We start from the raw sequence: 19,948 nt of genomic DNA on the forward strand, positions 1-19,948 counted from the left end.
AACGGGTTTAACAAAATGAGAATAAGACGATTCGAGGCACCGGACACTACAACGGCACTGAGCATGGTTAAAAAAGAGATGGGGGAAGATGCGGTGATCCTTTCCACAAAACCGCTGCCAAATTATCGACCGGGAAGAATGGGCCGCAACGGCGGGCCGTGGCTCGAAGTGGTCGCAGCCATGGATTACGACGTCGAGGCGCATACCGGCAGAAAGATTTTCTCGTCGGATAATCGGGGCAGGCCCCTTTACGACAGTGATTTCAAAGTGGTTGACGGACCTGCGGCAAACCAGAGAGATGCGCTGGCAAACAGAAAAGAAACTTTCACCGATACCCCTTCATCCTCTTCCTTAACAAACCGGCTCTCTGACGATATGCGCCATGAAGCCTTTGAACTCAGCAAGCGTTTTGGCCACTTGAAAGATCTGGAACAATCAGATGATTCTGTCAATAATCGCGGTAAATCCCAAAAACCCGATCCGACAAAAGTTGCGATCTGGCGCAATCAGCTCATAGACCAGATCAGTGTAAAGTCCATGATTGCAGATCATGATGGCAATGGACCGGTAGTCATTGCTCTGGTCGGTGCCACAGGCGTCGGCAAAACAACTACCGCCGCGAAATTAGCCGCCTGGTTCACCTTAAGAGAGAAAAAAAGTGTAGCACTCCTTTCCATGGATTGCTACCGGATCGGCGCCACCGACCAGTTGCGAACTTACGCCAGGATCATGAAAATTTCCTGCGAAATTGCCTTAAGAAAAAACGACCTCAAAAACGCTATTAAGAAGCATTCTGACAAAGATATTATTATAATTGATACCGCCGGCAAAAATCCTTACGACACGAAACATGTTAAAGAACTGCAGGACTGGTTCGGTTCACTGGAAGTCCCTGTTCGATCACAGCTTGTGCTGAGCGCAACATCGAAAAAGGAAGACCTGGCCACAATAATTGATGCATACCGCCCTTTGAGTGTCCACGGCCTGATTCTCTCCAAGCTTGACGAAACCAGGGCCTATGCTAATCTTTGCCGACAGGTCGTTCATGCAGCTTTACCGCTGACATGCCTGTGCACCGGTCAGCGGGTCCCTGAAGACTTTATGCTTGCTTCAAAAAGTTTTATTGGTAAGCTTTTCAAAGAGGGATGGCTGGCGGTTGAACCGGAGCTCAATGCAATAGCTGCAAATATGTGAGGAGTGAGGGGTGGAGGGGTTGTTTTTTAAAAAATTTCACTGAGTTCTCCTCACACTTTACTCTTCACGCAAGGTAGAAACAATATGACCCAAGCCGACACACTGGAAAAAATCATGACCAGTAAACCCTCACCAACAAGCCAGGGACCTGAGATGCTGGGTCGATCGGCCTCGCGGAGCAGTTCGCCACGGGTAATATGCATCACCAGCGGCAAAGGCGGCGTCGGCAAAACAAACATTTCCGCGAACCTCGGCTATTCATTGGCCAGGAGCGGAAAAAAAGTTTTGATCCTTGATGCCGACCTGAACCTTGCCAACGTCGATATTCTCCTGGGACTGACGCCGCGCTTCAATCTGCATCATGTGTTTACCGGAGAAAAAACGATCCCGGATATCCTTGTTAAAGGCCCGGCAGGATTACTTATTCTTCCGGCCAGCTCAGGGATCATGGAGCTTGCCGATCTCACCGAAGCCCAAAGGCTCTTTTTTCTCTCTGAAATGGAAGCCCTTGGAAACTATATCGACATACTCATTATTGATACGGCAGCCGGAATTAACAATAATGTCATTTATTTTAACCTCGCAGCCCAGGAGAGGGTCGTCGTGCTCACTCCTGAACCGACCTCTCTGACCGATGCCTATGCGCTGATCAAGGTCTTGTCCAGCCGCCATGATGTGAAAAAATTCCGCATTCTTATCAATCAGGCACACTCGGAAAAAGAGGCCCTGGCTGTTTTCCGCAAACTGAGCATGGTAATTGACCGCTTTCTTGCAACCATGTCTCTGGACTTCCTGGGTTTTATCCCAACCGATCAAAAACTGCCAAAAGCTGTTCGCTCCCAACGTCTGGTCTGCGATCTTTTTCCCGATGCACCATCCAGCAGAAAATTCTCTGAACTTTCTGCCAAGATCATCTCGGAAGAGACTGAAACCCAGGTCGATGGAAATATTAAATTTTTCTGGAAAGGACTATTTGATCTGTAATCTTTTTTCATGCTATAAATAACAAAGTCCGGTTATCACTACAGGAACAAGAGTTAATGCAACGGCCCACACAACCGAAATTCAAGGATTATACTCAGACCTATTTCAATCAGTCCGGTCCGATGGATCCTGCTCGCCGTGAAGAATTGATACTGGCCTACACCCCCCTTATCAAATACATCGCCATGCGCCTTGCCGCCCGGCTTCCCAATCACATATCAATCGATGATCTCATCAGTTGCGGAATTATCGGCCTCATTGATGCAATCGACAAATTCAACCCCACCAAAAACGTCCAGTTCAAAACATATGCGGAATTCCGGATCAAAGGGGCAATGCTTGATGAACTCCGTTCCCTTGACTGGGTCCCCCGATCGGTGAGAAGAAAAGTAACCGATCTTGAAAGCGCCTATTCCAAGCTTGAAAAAAAGCTCGGCCGGCCCGCTCAGGACGAGGAAATTTCTAAAGCCATGGGCATCAGCCTTGATGACTTTCATAAATTGCTCGATGAGACCAAGGCGGTGACCTTTGTTGATATCGAGCTCCTCCGCCAAAAATCTCCGGACACAACATCCACCTCCATCATCGATTGCCTCACGTCAAACAATACAGATCCCTTTGCCACGATAAACATGAATCAGGTCCGCGACCTGCTGGCCCAGGCGATCTCCGCCCTTCCGGAAAAAGAAAAACTCACGGTATCACTGTACTATTTTGATGAACTGACTATGAAGGAAATCGGGGAGGTTTTAGGCTACACAGAGTCGAGGATCTCCCAGATGCACAGCAAGGCCATGCTCAGACTCCGCTCAAAACTCAAGCAACACCTGCCCGCCAACGACTAATGATCACGGGTTATCAGAGCACAAAAAATCTTTATCCACCGCCCTCAGCCCATACTGAAAAAACATCTGATTATCAAAAATCGTAAAATAGCATGTCAGGCCCCGTTACCCTTTCCCTTGGATAATCAATTTATTATTATCAATCTGCCAGATGTATTGGAATAAACTCATTGTCATCAATCATATTTTTTTTTATACAAACTGTAATTTTTATATATAATGGTGAGGAATGTTGCTAAACTTGAAAAAGTTTCGCAGGCCCAATCGGAGGATTATCTGATTAATTTCATGCAAAACCTGCATCAATAGAATTTTCTTAAGGTATGCTACATAGATATTTTAGCTCATGAGGTTCTTTTTCATCAAAAATCCGCTAAAATACGATATTCGGGAGAGCCCATACCTGAACTTTACAAATAATTCCAATGGTTGAAAACACCTAAAGCTGTCAATGGTCTCACGGGGGATATATGCCAGACAACAACATGAAAGTCCTAGTCGTAGACGATTTTGCAACCATGCGCCGAATCGTAAAAAATATTCTTACCCAACTTGGATACAAAAATATCATTGAGGCGGATGACGGCACATCAGCACTCAATATTCTTAAGCAAGAAAAAATTGACCTGATAATTTCAGACTGGAATATGCCCAAAATGACCGGACTAGATCTCTTAAAAGCCGTCCGCAGCGATGCAAGTCTTGCGGTGATTCCTTTTATAATGGTCACAGCCGAAGCACAACAGGACAATATCATTCTGGCAGTCAAAGCAAAAGTTAGCCAGTATATTGTCAAACCTTTTACAGCCGAAACCCTGGGTGAAAAAATCACCAAAGTTTTCGGTAGCTGAAATACTCTAAATGGTCGATCCCTCTGACTCTGATTTCCCTGAAGCATCGGAAGACACCTCTATCGGCCTTGATACGGACTGGGGCGAAGACTGGGAATCCGCTTTTCAAGCTGAAGACCAGATGTTCGGTACTGACAGCGGACTTGACGACGGAAACGACAAATTTTTCCTTGAGGACACTGATGGCACCACGGATCCCCTTGCCAAATCTCAAGATGAAGACCAAAGCGACCCCACGGCCGGCACATCATTTTCCGACAGGTCTATCGGAATTATAACCGGAGACGCTCCCCCGACGTTCAACCAACTCCGGCAGCTCTTCACCATATATTTTATCAACCGATATCAAACAGGAAAAGCCTGGCTCCATTCCCTCCCCCCCTTAAAACGCATTGCTGTTGGAACTTCAGCCTCAGCCGGCGTTATTCTTCTGCTGGCGGGACTTATCTTTATTTTTTCCGGTTCTGATCAAGAGGTAAACCAGCAAATTGCCTCAAGCGTTTCAACGGATATACCTTCGGTTACTTCTTCAAACACTGCCGCTGAATCTTCGTTGTCCGAATCCGTCAACGCCAGCTCCACTCTGGAAGAACAGCCTCAAATTATCGAACCTGTAGCAAAACAAAAATGGCACTTTTCCTCGTTCATCATCCCGGCTTCAATCAATAATCAAGAAAAAGACATTGCCTTCATAATTGTCGATCTTACCTTCCTGGTGGGAGTGACTGATGAAGACGAGCTTCCCGACGATAAAAGATCCTTTGTCAGAGAAATTGTGTACCATTTTTACATTAACCGCCCTTACTACGAATTAAATCGTTACTCCCTTGCCCGTGGAGAAATGGGACGCAAACTCATGGACTGGATCAAAAAGCAATGGCCCGACACCCCTATTCAAAATGTGCAATTTGATAAATACCAAGTGTCCTGAACAAAAAAACACCCTCGCTTAATTCTACACATTTCCGTAATAAAATTTTCAACCCTTGCACGCATATGTCACAATTTCGTGACAAACTAAACCACCCCCGCCCTCTCCGCAAAACAAACAAAACCTTTTAATTCCAACCAGTTAAATCATTATTTTCTTTTCTGGCACGAATGATGCCTTATAAAATAATTTAATTACCACTCAATTTTAGCCAGGAAAGTCCAAAACATGGAGATACCGTGAAGACGACATTTGCCCTGAAATTCGATGGTAATCACATAAAATAATGAGCTTTCAAACTAAGGCTACTTAGTTAACTTTTTTGAACAAGAAAAGCAAAAAGGGGTATTCCAATGATTAATACAGGCGATACGGCATTCATGCTTGTGGCAACTGCGATGGTTATGCTCATGACTCCAGGTCTGGCCCTCTTTTACGGCGGCCTTGTCCGGTCGAAAAACGTTTTAGCCACGATAATGCAGAGCTTTATCTGCCTTGGCATAATCTCGGTGATCTGGGTTATATACGGATACTCCCTTTCCTTCGGTCCCGATGTCGGCGGTTTTATAGGCAACCTGCAATTCTTCGGCCTTAAAGGCGTCGGATTAACCCCCGGACCTTATTCGGAAACAATACCAGATCTTCTCTTTGTGGCCTTTCAATTGATGTTTGCGGTTATTACCCCGGCGCTTATTACCGGAGCCTTTGCCGAACGAATGAAATTTTCGGCATTCTTACTGTTTACAATACTCTGGAGCACATTCGTCTATTTCCCGGTTTGTCACTGGGTGTGGGGCGGGGGCTGGCTTGGAAGTCATGGCGCACTGGATTTTGCCGGTGGCACAGTCATCCACATAAACTCCGGGGCCGCGGCCCTTGTCGCCGTGCTGGTTATTGGTAAACGAAAGGGCTGGGGCAAAGATTCCTTTCATCCCCATAACCTGACTATGACCATTCTCGGCGCCGGGCTTCTTTGGTTCGGCTGGTTCGGATTCAATGCAGGAAGCTCCCTTGCGGCAGGCGAGCTCGCCGTCCTGGCATTCTTCACCACTCAGGTGGCCGCCGGAACCGCCGCCCTCTCCTGGGTTTTTGCAGAATGGGCTTTCCAGGGAAAGCCAACTACGCTGGGCGCAGTTTCCGGAGCATTAGCCGGACTCGTTGCCATCACCCCGGCAGCAGGCTTTGTCACCCCCATTTCTGCGATGATTATCGGTTTGGTTGCTGGCTCTCTGTGCTATGCCGGAGTTATATTAAAAAACAAATTAGGGTATGACGATGCCCTGGATGTAGTCGCCGTCCACGGCCTGGGTGGGCTCTGGGGAGCCCTTGCCACCGGACTCTTTGCCACTCTGGCAATAAATCCCGGCGGCGCAAACGGACTTTTCTACGGCAACCCAAAACTCTTAGCCATTCAGACATACGGTGCCCTGGCAACAATTGCTTACTCTGTAATCATTACCTATATCATACTTAAAGTCATTCAAGTCCTTGTCGGACTCCGGGTTGATGAAGACGAAGAAACACAAGGACTCGACTTAACCCAACACAGCGAAAGCGGCTATATGATATAACGACAGTTTAATTGCTCGCAAAAGCCCTGCAAGCAGTATGAACAATCTTGCGCAAAGAAAACGCCCCGAGTTGAACATTTTTGTTAAAAAAATGATTTTATTTACAGATATGTAACATGTTGCTCTATCAACGAGATGCTCATTAAATACAGAATAGGTAATATAAACAGTAGATTACCAAACACTGTCAATCTCTGGCACATTTATTGATTATACTCCTGCTTTAATTGCCACATCAGAGAAATTACACCAGGAGCAAATCAAAATGATCAACACGGGTGACACAGCTTTCATCATGGCTGCAGCAGGACTTGTGCTGCTTATGACTCCCGGCCTTGCCCTTTTTTACGGAGGCATGGTCAGAAGCAAAAACGTCCTTGGAACAATCCTTCAGAGCTTTATCATGATTTCGCTGATCAGTCTGGAGTGGGTGTATGTTGGATACAGCATGTCTTTTGGCCCGGATCTGGGCGGATTTGTCGGAGATCTTTCCTGGTTTGCCCTGCAGGGTATCGGCACAGAACCAAGTTTGGTTTATGCAACGACAATTCCGCAGATTGTATTCATGATCTACCAATGCATGTTCGCAGTGATAACTCCGGCTTTAATCACCGGCGCATTTGCCGAGCGCATGAAGTTTGGCCCGTTTATCCTGTTTTCCCTTGCCTGGGCCATTCTCGTCTATAACCCGGTCTGCCATTGGATATGGGGTGGGGGCTGGCTTGGAGCCCGGGGTGTTCTGGACTTTGCAGGAGGACTTGTTGTTCACATGACCTGTGGCTCGGCTGCACTGGCAGCGTGCCTTGTTCTGGGTCCGAGAAAAGGCTATGGAAAAGAAAGTTTTATGCCACATAATCTTCCCATGACCCTAATGGGGACCGGCCTTTTGTGGTTTGGCTGGTTCGGCTTTAATGGTGGCAGCGCCCTGGCTGCAAATGGTATCGCAGCCTCTGCTTTTGTCGCCACCCACCTTGCCGGCATGGCTGGCATGGCGATGTGGGTTATCGTTGAAAAAATCCATCGCGGCAAGCCAACCACACTTGGCGCCGCATCCGGTGCAATAGCAGGTCTTGCAACCATTACCCCGGCGGCTGGATTTGTCGGACCCAATGCGGCAATTTTAATCGGATTGCTGGCTGGCGCCGGATGCTATTACGCAGTTACCCTGAAGGGCCGGTTCGGCTATGATGACAGCCTCGATGTTGTCGGCATTCACGGAGTCGGTGGCTTGCTGGGAACCATATGCCTGGGCATCTTCGCTTCTAAACTGGTTAATCCGGATGGGGCTGACGGGCTGCTTGCAGGCAATCCAGGTTTCCTGGGAACCCAGGCTTTCGGAATCGTCGTTGTTGGAGTTTACACTTTTGTAATAAGTTGGATTCTTCTCAAAGCTATCGACGTTGTTTGGGGGCTCAGACTTGCCGTAGAAGACGAATTAAGCGGCCTTGATCTGGCAGAACACAGTGAGACGGCTTACAACTAAAAAAAGAATGATTTGTTATTTGAATCATCACATGTCACAAACATACAGGAAGCGCTTTTTCATCTGCAATTCACAAGGAGTAGGACATGAAAAAAATCGAAGCAATCATCAAACCGTTCAAACTGGACGATGTGAAAGATGCCTTAAATGAAATTGGCATCAAAGGTATGACCATATCAGAGGTCAAAGGGTATGGACGCCAGAAAGGCCATAAGGAAATCTACCGGGGTGCTGAATATGTTGTCGATTTTATTCCCAAGATAAAGATTGAGATAATTATCGATACCTCCCGTGTTGAAGAAGTTGTCGAGCAAATCCGTAAAGCCGCCAATACCGGAAAAATCGGCGATGGAAAAATCTTTGTGCTGCCAGTTGAAGAAGTAATCCGGGTAAGGACCGGTGAGCGAGGCACAGAGGCAATTTAATGCAGCCAAGCGCCATACGAGCCCGCCGTGAGGCCTTGGAAAATTTGTGGCGGCAGGGTCTGAGCGGCAAAGCGCTGCTTGAACGACATACCCTTATTATTGACGAACATCTCGCCGAGGCATTCTCCGCCTCCCCTGCTCATGCCGGCACCATGGCACTTGTTGCCGTGGGAGGATATGGACGGATAGAATTGTTCCCGTTTTCCGATATTGATCTGCTGCTTTTATACGAACCGGGCGACGAAAAAATACTCAATTCCGTTGCCGAAGCCATTTTATACCCTCTCTGGGATGCAGGCCTTGACGTTGGGCACAGCGTCAGGACAGCAGACGCCTGCCTGAGTGATGCCGAGAATGATTTTTTTCTCCAGGTCTCCCTCCTTGACTCCCGCCTCATTGCCGGATCGGATAAACTTTTTTCCACACTGCTTGACAATTACCACCAGGCTTTCATCAAGGGCCGCAGAAACGAATTTCTTCAGCAGATTGTGACACATCGGATTACTCGGCACCGCCTTTTCGGCCTGCACAGCTATTTGCTTGAACCCAATGTCAAAGTATGCCGCGGCGGGCTAAGGGATATTCAGTCCATGCAGTGGACGGCAAGAGTACTCTTCGGGATGAAATCCTTATCCGATTTACAGGAAGCGGGAATCCTGACCGATATCGAGCATTCGGAAGTCAGCGCCGCCTGGGACAACCTCATCAGGATCCGAAACCGCCTGCATTACATCAGCGGCAGAAAAAACGACCAGCTATTTTTCGAACATCAGGAACAAACAGCCGAAGCACTCGGTTACGCCACCTCAAACGGCGTGCTGGGGGTGGAAAAATTCATGGGCGAAGTGCATGCCGGCCTTAAAACCATTGCCCAAACCGCTGACATCTTCTTTGAACATGCGGAAGACTCTGTTTCCATGGTAACCCGCACTGCAGATACCATCGACCTGCACCCGGGGATTTCTTTGCAGAACGGCAGCATCCATCTCACCGATAAATCCCTGCTCGCCGGCAATCATGACTATTTCATGTTGATTTTTTTATTTGCGGCAAGGAACAACGTCCCTGTTCATTATTGGACCCGCAAGGCAATCCGCGCCAACCACCATTTGCTCTCTGAAAAAGATAGATGTTCCAGTACCATTGCCCGCAGTTTGCTGGAAATCCTCACATCCCAACCTGACCCGCTCAACACCTTGATTTCCATGCTGGAAACAGGAGTGATGACATCTTACATCCCTGAACTTCAGGAAGTTGCCTCCCTGAGTCAGCACGATGTATATCACACCCTGACCGTTGACCGGCACCTTCTGCAGACCGTCTCGGAACTCCACCGCCTGGCAGCAGAAGAGCCGTTATTCCAGCGAATAAAGGCAAAGCATGTTCTGTTCATCGCAGGTCTCCTGCATGACATCGGCAAAGGAAGCGGCGCAGACCACTCCGAGAAAGGTGCGGAACTTGCCGCCGCCATCGGCACCAGGCTCCATCTCCCGCAAGACGAGCTGGATCTCCTGATTTTCCTCATCAAAAACCATCTGTTCCTTGCCAAAATGTCACAACGCCGCGACCTTGAGGATGAATCCTTCATCCCCCACTGCGCAAGACTCCTGGAAACCACAGAAAGACTTACGACCCTCTATATCCTGACAATTGCCGATGCAAAAGCCACTGGTCCCTCCGCTTGGAGTAACTGGAAATCCGCCCTCCTGCTGGAATTGTATCTTCGTGTTTCAAACCATCTGGTTCAGGACACCCAGGGCATGCCGGATCCTTCCCAAGGTGCCGCCTGGATGCGAACTCAAGTCGCGAAACTCTTTTCCGCGCCTCGAGAAAAACTCATTGAAGCTTTGCCGGAAAACTACCTTCTGGTCTTTACTCCTGAGGAGATTGCCCGCCACATCAGCTTGAAGGATCAACTCACCAATGCCGCCGCAGTCCATGCCGAAGAACAACCCGCCAGCTGGACAGTCACCGTGATCTCCACCGATGCCACCGGACTTCTCGCCCGCATCTGCGGGGCGCTGGCCCTGCACAATCTGTCAATCAATCAGGCCAACATATTCACCTGGCCGGACGGCACGGTTGTTGATGTGTTTGAGGTGCGGAGCACAATGGGCAACTCCTTCAGCGAACAGAACTGGGACCTCCTGGAACAGGATCTTAACAGCGCGATCAGCGGCAGAATGGGGCTTCCCCACAGGCTTGCGGAAAAATACCGTGACATGAAATACTTCAGAAAAAAAGGCACCGGCATTCGTGCCTCAGCCAAGGTCGTGATTGACAATTCGATTTCCGCCCATGCCACGGTCATCGAAATCTATGCCCAGGATCATCCGAAACTCCTCTATGACATCACCCGCACCCTGGCAGATTTCGAAATAACCATCACCCATGCCAAAATCAGCACGGCAGTTGATCAGATTGTTGATGTATTTTACGCCTGCGACAGCTATAAAAGGAAATTGACCGAACCGGAACTGCAACAGGAGCTTCATGCAGCGCTTCTGTATGTTGCCGAGAAACGAAACACCCTTGAATAAACCACAATAATGTAATTAATATCTGAAGATATAACAAATGTGTAGTCATGGCAATGGCACTGAAATCGTTTCAGCAAACAGAAAGCATATAAAAACAAACAGATAACAACTCCCCTTGCCTCTGGCATTTATTTTGCAAAACCTTAACCTAAATTATTCTTTTCCGAACCAAATGAACAAATACCGAACAGGGCAGCAACTCATATCAGTTCATCCAGCCGACTTTTCGAAAGAATTGAGTTGTTCAAGATCTTTTTGAGTGCGCCAAAAAAATTTTCAGTCAAAACACAAAACGGAGGAAAAAATGGATACCAACTGTGATTGCGGAAGCTGCCAGAATAGCGGCAAGATAGATGTCCCGGCTATCTTCGGCGTCAATGTCTTTAACGAAAGATTAATGAAGGAAAGGCTGCCGAAAGATACTTTCAAGGCACTGAAACAAACCATTGAGATGGGCGCGTCGCTCAAACCGGAAGTTGCCGCAGTGGTGGCCAACGCCATGAAGGACTGGGCCATCGAAAAGGGCGCCACCCACTATACCCACTGGTTCCAACCGCTCACCGGCGCCACCGCAGAAAAACACGACTCGTTTATTTCGCCCACCGATGACGGCGGCGTAATCATGGAGTTTTCCGGCAAGCAGCTCATCCAGGGTGAACCGGACGCCTCATCATTCCCCAGCGGCGGCCTGCGAGCCACATTCGAGGCCCGCGGCTACACCGCTTGGGACTGCACCTCCCCCGCTTTTCTCAAAGAAGACGCCGCCAGCAATGTTACCCTGACCATCCCCACGGTTTTCTGCTCCTATGGTGGGGAAGCCCTGGACAAGAAAACCCCGTTGCTCCGCTCCATGGAAGTGGTTTCCAAACAGACCCTCAGGGTGCTCAAGGCAATGGGCAACACCACCGCCACCCGAGTTATTCCTACGGTGGGACCCGAACAGGAATATTTTCTGGTGGACAAAGGGTATTACATGGAACGGCTTGACCTGATGACTTGCGGCCGAGCCCTGTTCGGCGCCCCCGCGCCAAAAGGCCAGGAGCTTGAAGATCAATACTTCGGCTCCATCAAAGATCGCGTCTCCGCCTATATGCGGGATCTTGACGTCGAACTCTGGAAGATGGGAATCTCCTCCAAGACCAAACACAATGAGGTTGCCCCGGCCCAGTTCGAAATGGCGCCGGTTTTCGGCACCACCAACGTTGCTGCCGACCACAACCAGTTGGTCATGGAAACCATGCAGAAAGTAGCGCTCCGCCATAACATGGTCTGCCTGCTGCACGAAAAGCCCTATGCCGGCGTCAACGGCTCGGGCAAGCACAACAACTGGTCGCTGAGCACCGACGATGGAATGAATCTGCTTGAACCGGGCCATACCCCCCATGACAACGCCCAGTTTCTGGTGGTCCTGAGTGCTCTTATTAAAGCAGTAGACACTCACGCCGACATCATGCGCGCAACCTGCGCCAGTTCCGGCAACGATCATCGCCTGGGCGCCAACGAGGCGCCGCCGGCGATCATCTCGATTTTCCTGGGCGAAGAACTCACCGACATTCTCCACAAACTCGCCAAGGGCGAAAAGGCCACCAGCAAGGTAGCCGACGCCATGAAGGTCGGGGTCGACTCCCTGCCGGTGTTTCCCAAGGACAATACCGACCGGAACCGCACCTCACCCTTTGCCTTTACCGGCAACAAATTTGAATTCCGGATGCTCGGCTCCTCGCAGTCAATATCCGGACCCAACGTTGCCCTGAACACCATCGTGGCAGAGGCCCTGGACGAAATCGCCACCAGGTTGGAGAAGGCCAAAAACATCAACGCCGAAATCCAGGCGATCATTAAGGACGCAGTAATCAACCACGGCCGGATCATCTTCAATGGCGACAACTACTCCGATACCTGGGCCCAGGAAGCAAAAAAACGCGGTCTACCGAACACCGGAAACACTGTGGACGCCCTCGCCGCCTTTGTCACCCCGAAATGCATCAAACTCTTTGAGAAATACAAGGTACTTTCCAAGGAGGAACTGCATTCCCGCTACGACATTTACCTTGAACAATATGCCAAGCATATAAACATCGAGTCGCAGACCGCCATGCAGATGGTACACCGGCTGTTCATCCCGGCGGCGATCAGCTTCATCACCGAACTGGGCTCCTCGATCAATGTTGTCGGCAAGGAACACTCCACCGTCCAGAAGGAAATCCTGGGTAAAGTGGCCAAGCTGCTCGAATCGGCCAGCAAACAACTCGCTAAGCTCGAAGCTGCAACCGCCAAAGCCCAGTCAACTACAGGCGTTCCGAAGCAGGCTGCCGCCTTCCGTGACAATGTAACGACCGCGCTTGCCGCGCTCCGCACCGACATTGACGCACTGGAATCAATCATGCCGGCCGACCTCTGGCCGGTGCCGGTTTACAGTGATCTGCTGTTCAAGCTGTAAGCCACTCTTCGCACCAGGTCTCAGTACCAGAAACGGGGCTCATCATGAGCCCCGTTTTTTCTTGATTTAATCTGTTATCCCTCTACACTATTCTCAGATTGCACCCACTGTGCTGCCGGCAAGCGCCTGAACAGGTTTTCCTGGTATCCACATGCCGCTGGATCTGCTTCAACAAGCCCTGCAATCCCGTGTGTCATCAAACATGCCACTCCTGTGATACTCTAAACCAGATGATTTTCCAGAAACCCAGGAGGACCGATAATGACTAAAAATGAAATCCTTAAAATTGTTGAAAAACACAACATAAACTTTTTCCGTCTGCAGTTCGTCGATATCAACGGCTTCATGAAAAATGTCGCGATTCCGCGGAGGCAACAGTCTGATTGAGTTGTGATAACAAAGAAAACTACAGGGTAAGAAATTACATATTTGAAAGAGTTGGATGATCAAAAAAAATCCAAACCCTGATCGGAATATTTCTTGCGTCATGTTGGCTGAAGATACAAAGAAAAAAGGGTGCCGCTGCAGTAGATTTGACAAAGTCGGCCCAGGAAACAACCCAGAAAACTAACTGTTTTGCATTCAAAGAGATAACGAGGCGGCAAGGGATTTTTTATGCTGAGGTTAGCGCAGACCTGGATGTGTCACGGGTTCAGCTGGCTGGAGATGCGAGAGTCAAATGAATACGCTATACAATAGTATGCGGATTCATTTGACCCGAAGCAGATTCGGACTGATCAACCCGTGACACTTCCAGGCCTCAGTCGCGTTCGATCATTGCCCGCATCATATCCCCGGTGTTTTCCGCATGATTGGCTATATCCCCGACCTTGCGGGCAAGCTCGACCATGTGGAACACCGCAATGGGGTCGGTTTCCATCTTGAATATATTGAGCTTCAGAGAGTCTTCAAACTTGTCTGATTCGTGCTCACAGTGATGCAGGTTGCGGATGATGTCTTTGACTATTGTCCGTTGAGCTTCGGAATAATCGTCAAAATATTTTCTCGCCTCGGCAACCATGACACTCAACTCCTCAATGGGCGCAATTACCGAATCCACCAGATCAAAAAAACCCTTGCGCAACTCATCATTCAAGTCGGTGTCCGGACGATAGGAAACCCAGTCGATACAGTCCTCAACGCAGTCCAGAACCTTGTCCTGCTCCTGGATATACATAAACAACTGAAACTTGTCCACCGTCATCCTGGTCCTTTTCGAGATACTCCGGCGGATGCTGATCTTGATCTCATCGGCCTCACTTTCCAGCCGGTCAACCTCCCGCAGATAATCGCCGAACCTGTCGCATTTATGTGAGAAATAACACTCCATGGCTTGCTGAAAGGCCCAGCCGCATTCCTTGACCTTCTCCGCATGCGCCTGGAAGAGATCAAAAGGCAAACCCACAAGTTGTGAAATGAACGGTAATTTCATTGACACCCCCCTCTTACTGTTAGCTCAGTCTCTCTTTTCGGCTGTTTCAGCCTCTGATGCATCCTCGTTTACCGTACTGAAATAATCCCTGAAAATGTCCAGAAGGTTCTGGGTCTGAATCGTTATTTTCTCACAGTTTTCGAGAAAACCATAGTAAAGAATACTCAAACGGGTCTTGGACTGGGAATTCTGAATGCGATGGATCTGATTTTTATTGAATTCCAGGGCGCAGGCAGTCATCCGGGCTCGTTGGCTTTGAATATATTCGTAATCAACTTTCTTATTTTTGAGAAGCATGATCGCCGTGTTTTCAAGAAGGCGACAGACGGAAACCCGAATCTGCTGGAGCTCTTTTTTCTGTTCCTCACCAAGACCGGTATGATAATTGATCACATGGGTATAGGCGCGCATGACAATATCACGATTGCTTTCGGTAATATCCTGCAGCGCCCCGATGGTTCTTGAATACTTACGCGTTGTTTCAGCGTCCTCCTTGTCCAGGAGGTAGAGGGTCTTGAAAATATTGGCAATTATGATATTGGCGATTTGCTGAACATTTTTTGTGCGGCTCTTGAGCTCCTTGAGCTTTGACCGGTCTTCCTTGAAAACCGCGTCAAAACAGGATCGCAGGGTCAGGCTCACTTCATTCAGGAAATAGCCTACCTGCTCAAAGGACGTATGCACGGCAAATTCAGGATCAACGCCGTCCTTGATATTGAGATTTTTGATGACTCCCGCCGCTTCCTCTTGCTTGGTATGATAATGGAAACTGCGCCAGATGATATAGCTGACAAAGAGGATAAGGGTGACAATGGCATATAATTTCAGAAAGTGAATTGCCGTGGCAAAAAGGGATGCCACCACAAAGGCAATCAGCGCCGTACAGAACCAGCCGCCGACAACCGTCAACACCCCGGTGACCCGGTATACGGCGCTTTCCTTGCCCCAGGCCTGATCGGAAAGAGATGTTCCCATGGCCACCATGAAAGTAACATAAGTGGTGGACAGGGGCAGCTTCATGGAAGTCGCATAGGAGACAACGGCGCTTGCCACAATAAGATTCACCGAGGCCCGGAGCAAATCAAATGCCGGCTCCTTGCCGTCTTTAGCCGGTACCGATTTTTTCCGGGAAGGGTCCAGGCGTCTTGAGACGATTTTTCTTAAGGGCAAAGGCATTATCGAATTCACTGAATCAAAAAAGGCGGTCATCATGCCGACAATCCCTCTGGACAAAGCAAAAGAACCGAATCGCTCCACACCTTCATCCTGTCGGCTGAGACCGATCTGGGTTTCGGTTACCGAACGGGCTTTTCGAGAAACCCATAAAGTGATGATCATGATCACCCCTGCCCCCAGAAGAATAAAGGTATTGGTTTGCACCTTTGCCTGCAGCGCCCCCATATTTGCCGTTAATGGGTCAGCAGTGGTGGTGGCAACTCTGAATGCTTCAATGCCAGCCAGGGGAACACCGATAAAATTGACCAGATCGTTTGCGGCAAAGGCCATGGCAAGGGCGAATGTGCCGATCAAGACGATGGGCTTGAGAATGTTTATTCGCGTAAAGGTCGCCAGAAATTGAAAAACCACCCCGAAAAAAACAAAGCTCATTGAAAGGATGGTCCAGGCATTTTCATTCATCCATTTCACCTGCTCAGCAGTAAGAAAGGATGCGCCCTTCGCACCTTTGATAAGAATGAAATAGGTGATTACGGCAAGAGAAATGCCGGCCCAGAGTCCGCCGAACAATTTGAGCCTCGGCATGTAGTCAAAGGTGTATACCATGCGGGAGATGAATTGCACGATTGCCCCGCAAACAAAGGCGATAACAACGGACAGGAGAATGCCGGTGATGATCGCCAGGGCCTTTGCAGTGTTTATATAATTGACGAGATCTTCAAAACCGTTGCCGGCGGAATATATTTTAATCAAGGAGACGGCTACTGCGGCGCCCAACAGCTCAAAAACAATTGACACCGTGGTGGAAGTGGGCAGGCCGAAGGTATTAAACAGATCAAGTAGCAGTACATCGGTGAGCATCACAGCCAGAAATATGGTGATCAGCTCGGGCATCAGAAAAAGCTGCGGCTGGAATATACCCTTTCTTGCCACTTCCATCATGCCGCTTGAAAAGGTAACACCGGCAAGCATTCCCAGACTTGCAATGATCATAATCACATGCCGTGGAGCCACCCTTGAGCCGATGGATGAATTCAGGAAATTCACCGCATCGTTGCTCACCCCGACAATCAGGTCAAAAACCGCAAGGGCAACCAGAACAACAAGGATAAAGACATAAATTTCCATTCACTATTTCCTTTGATCCATTGGCGCATTGACTCCCGTAAAGCCCGTATCGACTCATGAGTGATCAATTACATTCAACAGTCTTTTTCACCTGCCAAACACATTGGACATGCCGCCATGGACTGGTTCGGTTCAGATCACAGAACACCAAAAATGAGTTTATCACTATAGACAACAAGAATGGATCTGTCAGTAATTTTGGGATTTTTTTTCATTACTTTTATGTTTTTTTTTCGGATCAATTATCCTGGCCATCGGCATATGTGTGTTAGAAATACCGCTTAAAAAAACATCGCTCCGAACAGAATTATTTTATCCTTTCCAGCCTCAGAAATAACACAAGGCATAACAGTTCAGATCCTATCTTTATTCTGAGCAATGCCCATACGGCAATTCTAAAAATTTTCCTTGACTTACCCGCATTTAAATTGATTCAATCTAACCATAAATGGAGGTAATTATGGCTGAATCGAACATGGTTGTTTGTCCTGCCTGTCGAGGGGAAAAAATTATCCACGGTGTCTGCGAATGCAGTACGGAGTGGCGCGGCACTCAGAAAGGCGATGACTGGGAAGATTGTCAATGCACGCCGGAGCAGGAATGCAAGACCTGCAAAGGCACCGGCAAGGTCAAATCCGACAACTGACATCCAATACTGCTTTCAGATTCTCACCGCGGTCCCCCTGTGGGGATTGAACTGAATTTGCGGCGCTGTCGGCTTCCTTGTGGCCTCCTTAAATCCAACATTTTGGCACGGATGCCATGGATCCTTTCTCGAAAACAACTTGCCGGGGCTTAACCAAATGGATGTTGCTAAAATTATCCTGTTGAGTGCTGTTGTATTCTTATTGAACGCATTCCCCGCCAATGCCGCTGCGCTTAAAGTGTTGAAATGCAAGGGCGAAAAGATTTCAGCGGGTGACTCCAGCTATTTTGTTTTAAAAAACTGCGGCGAGCCGGCATACAAGGAAACCCTCTCAAACGAGGGCTGCGTAAAAATCGAGCAATGGTATTACGACTGTATGGATCGGGGGTTTATCGACATCCTGAAGTTTGAGGGAGGAAAATTGCTTGACCGATACAGAGGAGAGGACTCAGAAGGAATGCAGGTTTGTGAGTAATTCAAAAGCAGAAATGATTTTTACTGCATTCATCGCAGTAAAAACCATTAGGGAGGTATGTTGACATTAGGCTTGCCCGCCAATACCTGAATACCCATTTGCCAGGCCTGACCCCAATTCCTCAAATAATGGCCGCTTATGATCCGGCTGCCTGCCACCTCTGCAAAACGCCGTCAATCCGGGCGCGCACCTGTTCACGCGCTGACACCCTGTCGTCCCCCCGAAGGAGAAGTTCGTCATAGTCTGTTTCCTGATGGCGGATATGGGCGACGACAGCCAGCCGCACCGCTTCTTCGTCAAGCGCTTTGGCTGAGGAACTGCGACCGACCCGACCGCTGTATTTGCGGCAGGCATGTTCGGCAATGAACTTTTCCCGCCCTGCCGGGCAACCCGGGAATAATTCCCTGACCCGGTTGGCAAAGGCGCCAAGGTACTCTTCGTCAAGCTCGGCCCTTCGGACCGCAGCCTGCGCCCGGCGCAACTCCCGCTGACCCACATCGGCCTTGCATTCCTTTTCCGCCTGTTCTATGGACTCGTTTTCGACCAGCAGGCCCTGCCGCTCGTAACGTTTCCGGGCTCGACTCCATTTCACCACAACTGTGGCAAGCCTTGAATACTTCCGAGAGCGCCGGGTGAGCGCCGCATCTCCGGAAGGTAGAAAGACCAGATGGTCCAAGTCGGCACAACTTAAGCACGCAGCCTTTCGGTCCGCGCCCTGCAGGGTTATCCAGGCACCTTTGCCAAGCTCGGACCCGCACTCATCGCATATCGAATCCCGGGAAGAGATAAAGACCGTCAATTCTTCCGGTTTGTCCTTTTTCTGAATCATCACCCTTTCCCTTTAACAAAAGCAAAAAGCGGACTTGATAATCATATAAAAGGCACCGCCTCCAGCCCTGAAACATCATATCTTCCATCTTCTTTCATGCGGTCATTCAGCCTTGCTGCTCTTCTTGCCCCAAATCTTCGGCAATTTCTTTGAACTGCTCGAGGGCGGCTTGGAGGTCTTCGATGATTTCGGCAGCAATGATGCCCGGTGCGGGGAGGTTGTCGGAATCTTCGAGAGAATCGTCTTTGAGCCAGAAGATATCGAGGCTGGCTTTGTCTCGGTTGATGATCTCGTCGTAGTCGTAGGCGCGCCAGCGGCCAGCTTGATTATCTTGGGTAAAGCTCGGCGTGCGGTCCTGGCGGTTGGTGGGGTTGTAGTTTTTAACAAACTCGTCCAGGTCGGCCCGTTTCAGGGGGTTGGTCTTGAGGGTGAAGTGAATGTTGGTGCGCAGGTCGTAGATCCAGAGCTTTTTGGTCCACGGGGTTTCCGAGGCTGGTTTCTTGTCGAAGAAGAGGACGTTGGCCTTGACACCCTGGGCATAGAAGAGGCCGGTCGGTAAGCGCAGCAGGGTATGGACGTCACAATCGTGCAGGAGTTTGCGGCGCACGGTCTCACCTGCTCCGCCTTCAAAGAGGACATTGTCCGGCACCACGATGCCGCAGCGGCCATGCTGTTTGAGCAGGGTTTTGACATGCTGGGCGAAGTTGAGCTGTTTGTTGGAGGTGGTGGCCCAGAAGTCCTCCCGCTCGACAATATCCACCTCTTTGGAAACCTTGCCGCCTTCGCCGACAATGGTGGTGCTGCTCTTTTTGCCGAAAGGGGGATTGGTCAGGACGATCTCGAAACGGTCACCGGGATCGGCGGCCAGGGAATCGGCCACGGTCAGGGGCAGTTTGCCGCCGTTATTGCCGATGCCGTGCAGCATCAGGTTCATGGCGCAGAGCCGGGCGGTATTCTGGACCAGTTCCCAGCCGGAAAAGGTCGTGTCCTTGAGGGCG

At 49.3% G+C, this 19,948-nt stretch carries 16 protein-coding genes; 12 read left to right on the top strand and 4 right to left on the bottom strand.

Annotated features, from left to right (window positions below; all coding sequences use genetic code 11):
• Positions 1-15: 15 nt before the first annotated feature.
• From flhF to KKE17_02705, 10 genes are all read left to right on the top strand, one after another.
• Positions 16-1,194, top strand: coding sequence for a flagellar biosynthesis protein FlhF (flhF, locus tag KKE17_02660; GenBank protein ID MBU1708883.1), 1,179 nt, complete (start codon positions 16-18; stop codon positions 1,192-1,194).
• A gap of 84 nt (positions 1,195-1,278) precedes the next feature.
• Positions 1,279-2,178, top strand: coding sequence for a MinD/ParA family protein (locus tag KKE17_02665; GenBank protein ID MBU1708884.1), 900 nt, complete (start codon positions 1,279-1,281; stop codon positions 2,176-2,178).
• Positions 2,179-2,234: 56 nt separating this feature from the next.
• A complete protein-coding gene (locus KKE17_02670; GenBank protein MBU1708885.1) occupies positions 2,235-3,023 on the top strand; it encodes a FliA/WhiG family RNA polymerase sigma factor in 789 nt (262 codons plus the stop codon).
• Between the two features lie 470 nt (positions 3,024-3,493).
• Positions 3,494-3,874 carry a response regulator gene (locus KKE17_02675; protein MBU1708886.1) on the top strand — a complete coding sequence of 127 codons (381 nt, stop codon included), beginning with the start codon at positions 3,494-3,496 and terminating at the stop codon, positions 3,872-3,874.
• A 10-nt stretch (positions 3,875-3,884) separates the two neighbouring features.
• Entirely contained in the window at positions 3,885-4,805 is a 921-nt protein-coding gene (locus KKE17_02680) for a hypothetical protein (GenBank protein ID MBU1708887.1), read from the top strand.
• Positions 4,806-5,158: 353 nt separating this feature from the next.
• Positions 5,159-6,376 carry an ammonium transporter gene (locus KKE17_02685; protein ID MBU1708888.1) on the top strand — a complete coding sequence of 406 codons (1,218 nt, stop codon included), beginning with the start codon at positions 5,159-5,161 and terminating at the stop codon, positions 6,374-6,376.
• Between the two features lie 268 nt (positions 6,377-6,644).
• Entirely contained in the window at positions 6,645-7,859 is a 1,215-nt protein-coding gene (locus tag KKE17_02690) for an ammonium transporter (protein ID MBU1708889.1), read from the top strand.
• Positions 7,860-7,945: 86 nt separating this feature from the next.
• Positions 7,946-8,284 (top strand): P-II family nitrogen regulator, encoded by a 339-nt coding sequence (locus KKE17_02695; protein MBU1708890.1) that lies wholly within the window; start codon positions 7,946-7,948, stop codon positions 8,282-8,284.
• Positions 8,284-10,824 carry a [protein-PII] uridylyltransferase gene (gene glnD / locus KKE17_02700; protein ID MBU1708891.1) on the top strand — a complete coding sequence of 847 codons (2,541 nt, stop codon included), beginning with the start codon at positions 8,284-8,286 and terminating at the stop codon, positions 10,822-10,824. The genes KKE17_02695 and glnD overlap by 1 nt, the downstream gene beginning before the upstream one ends.
• Before the next feature lie 304 nt (positions 10,825-11,128).
• Positions 11,129-13,264: a glutamine synthetase III gene (locus KKE17_02705; GenBank protein MBU1708892.1), complete on the top strand. Its 2,136-nt coding sequence runs from the start codon at positions 11,129-11,131 to the stop codon at positions 13,262-13,264.
• A gap of 760 nt (positions 13,265-14,024) precedes the next feature.
• On the opposite strand, the gene KKE17_02710 is transcribed toward KKE17_02705, so the two are convergent.
• Entirely contained in the window at positions 14,025-14,696 is a 672-nt protein-coding gene (locus tag KKE17_02710; protein MBU1708893.1) for a DUF47 family protein, read from the bottom strand.
• A 24-nt stretch (positions 14,697-14,720) separates the two neighbouring features.
• Positions 14,721-17,000, bottom strand: coding sequence for an inorganic phosphate transporter (locus KKE17_02715; GenBank protein ID MBU1708894.1), 2,280 nt, complete (start codon positions 16,998-17,000; stop codon positions 14,721-14,723).
• Positions 17,001-17,460: 460 nt separating this feature from the next.
• Here KKE17_02715 and KKE17_02720 point away from each other — a divergent pair, with 460 nt between their 5' ends.
• On the top strand, positions 17,461-17,646 hold the full coding sequence (locus KKE17_02720; protein ID MBU1708895.1) for an ankyrin: 186 nt from the start codon (positions 17,461-17,463) through the stop codon (positions 17,644-17,646).
• Positions 17,647-17,803: 157 nt separating this feature from the next.
• Positions 17,804-18,121, top strand: a complete 318-nt coding sequence (locus KKE17_02725; protein ID MBU1708896.1) for a DUF2845 domain-containing protein — start codon at positions 17,804-17,806, stop codon at positions 18,119-18,121.
• A 136-nt stretch (positions 18,122-18,257) separates the two neighbouring features.
• On the opposite strand, the gene KKE17_02730 is transcribed toward KKE17_02725, so the two are convergent.
• On the bottom strand, positions 18,258-18,950 hold the full coding sequence (locus KKE17_02730) for a DUF2293 domain-containing protein (GenBank protein ID MBU1708897.1): 693 nt from the start codon (positions 18,948-18,950) through the stop codon (positions 18,258-18,260).
• Between the two features lie 106 nt (positions 18,951-19,056).
• A partial coding sequence (locus tag KKE17_02735; protein ID MBU1708898.1) for an SAM-dependent methyltransferase occupies positions 19,057-19,948 on the bottom strand: 892 nt, incomplete at its 5' end.

This window comes from Pseudomonadota bacterium (genome assembly GCA_018823135.1).
Lineage (GTDB): Bacteria > Desulfobacterota > Desulfobulbia > Desulfobulbales > CALZHT01 > JAHJJF01.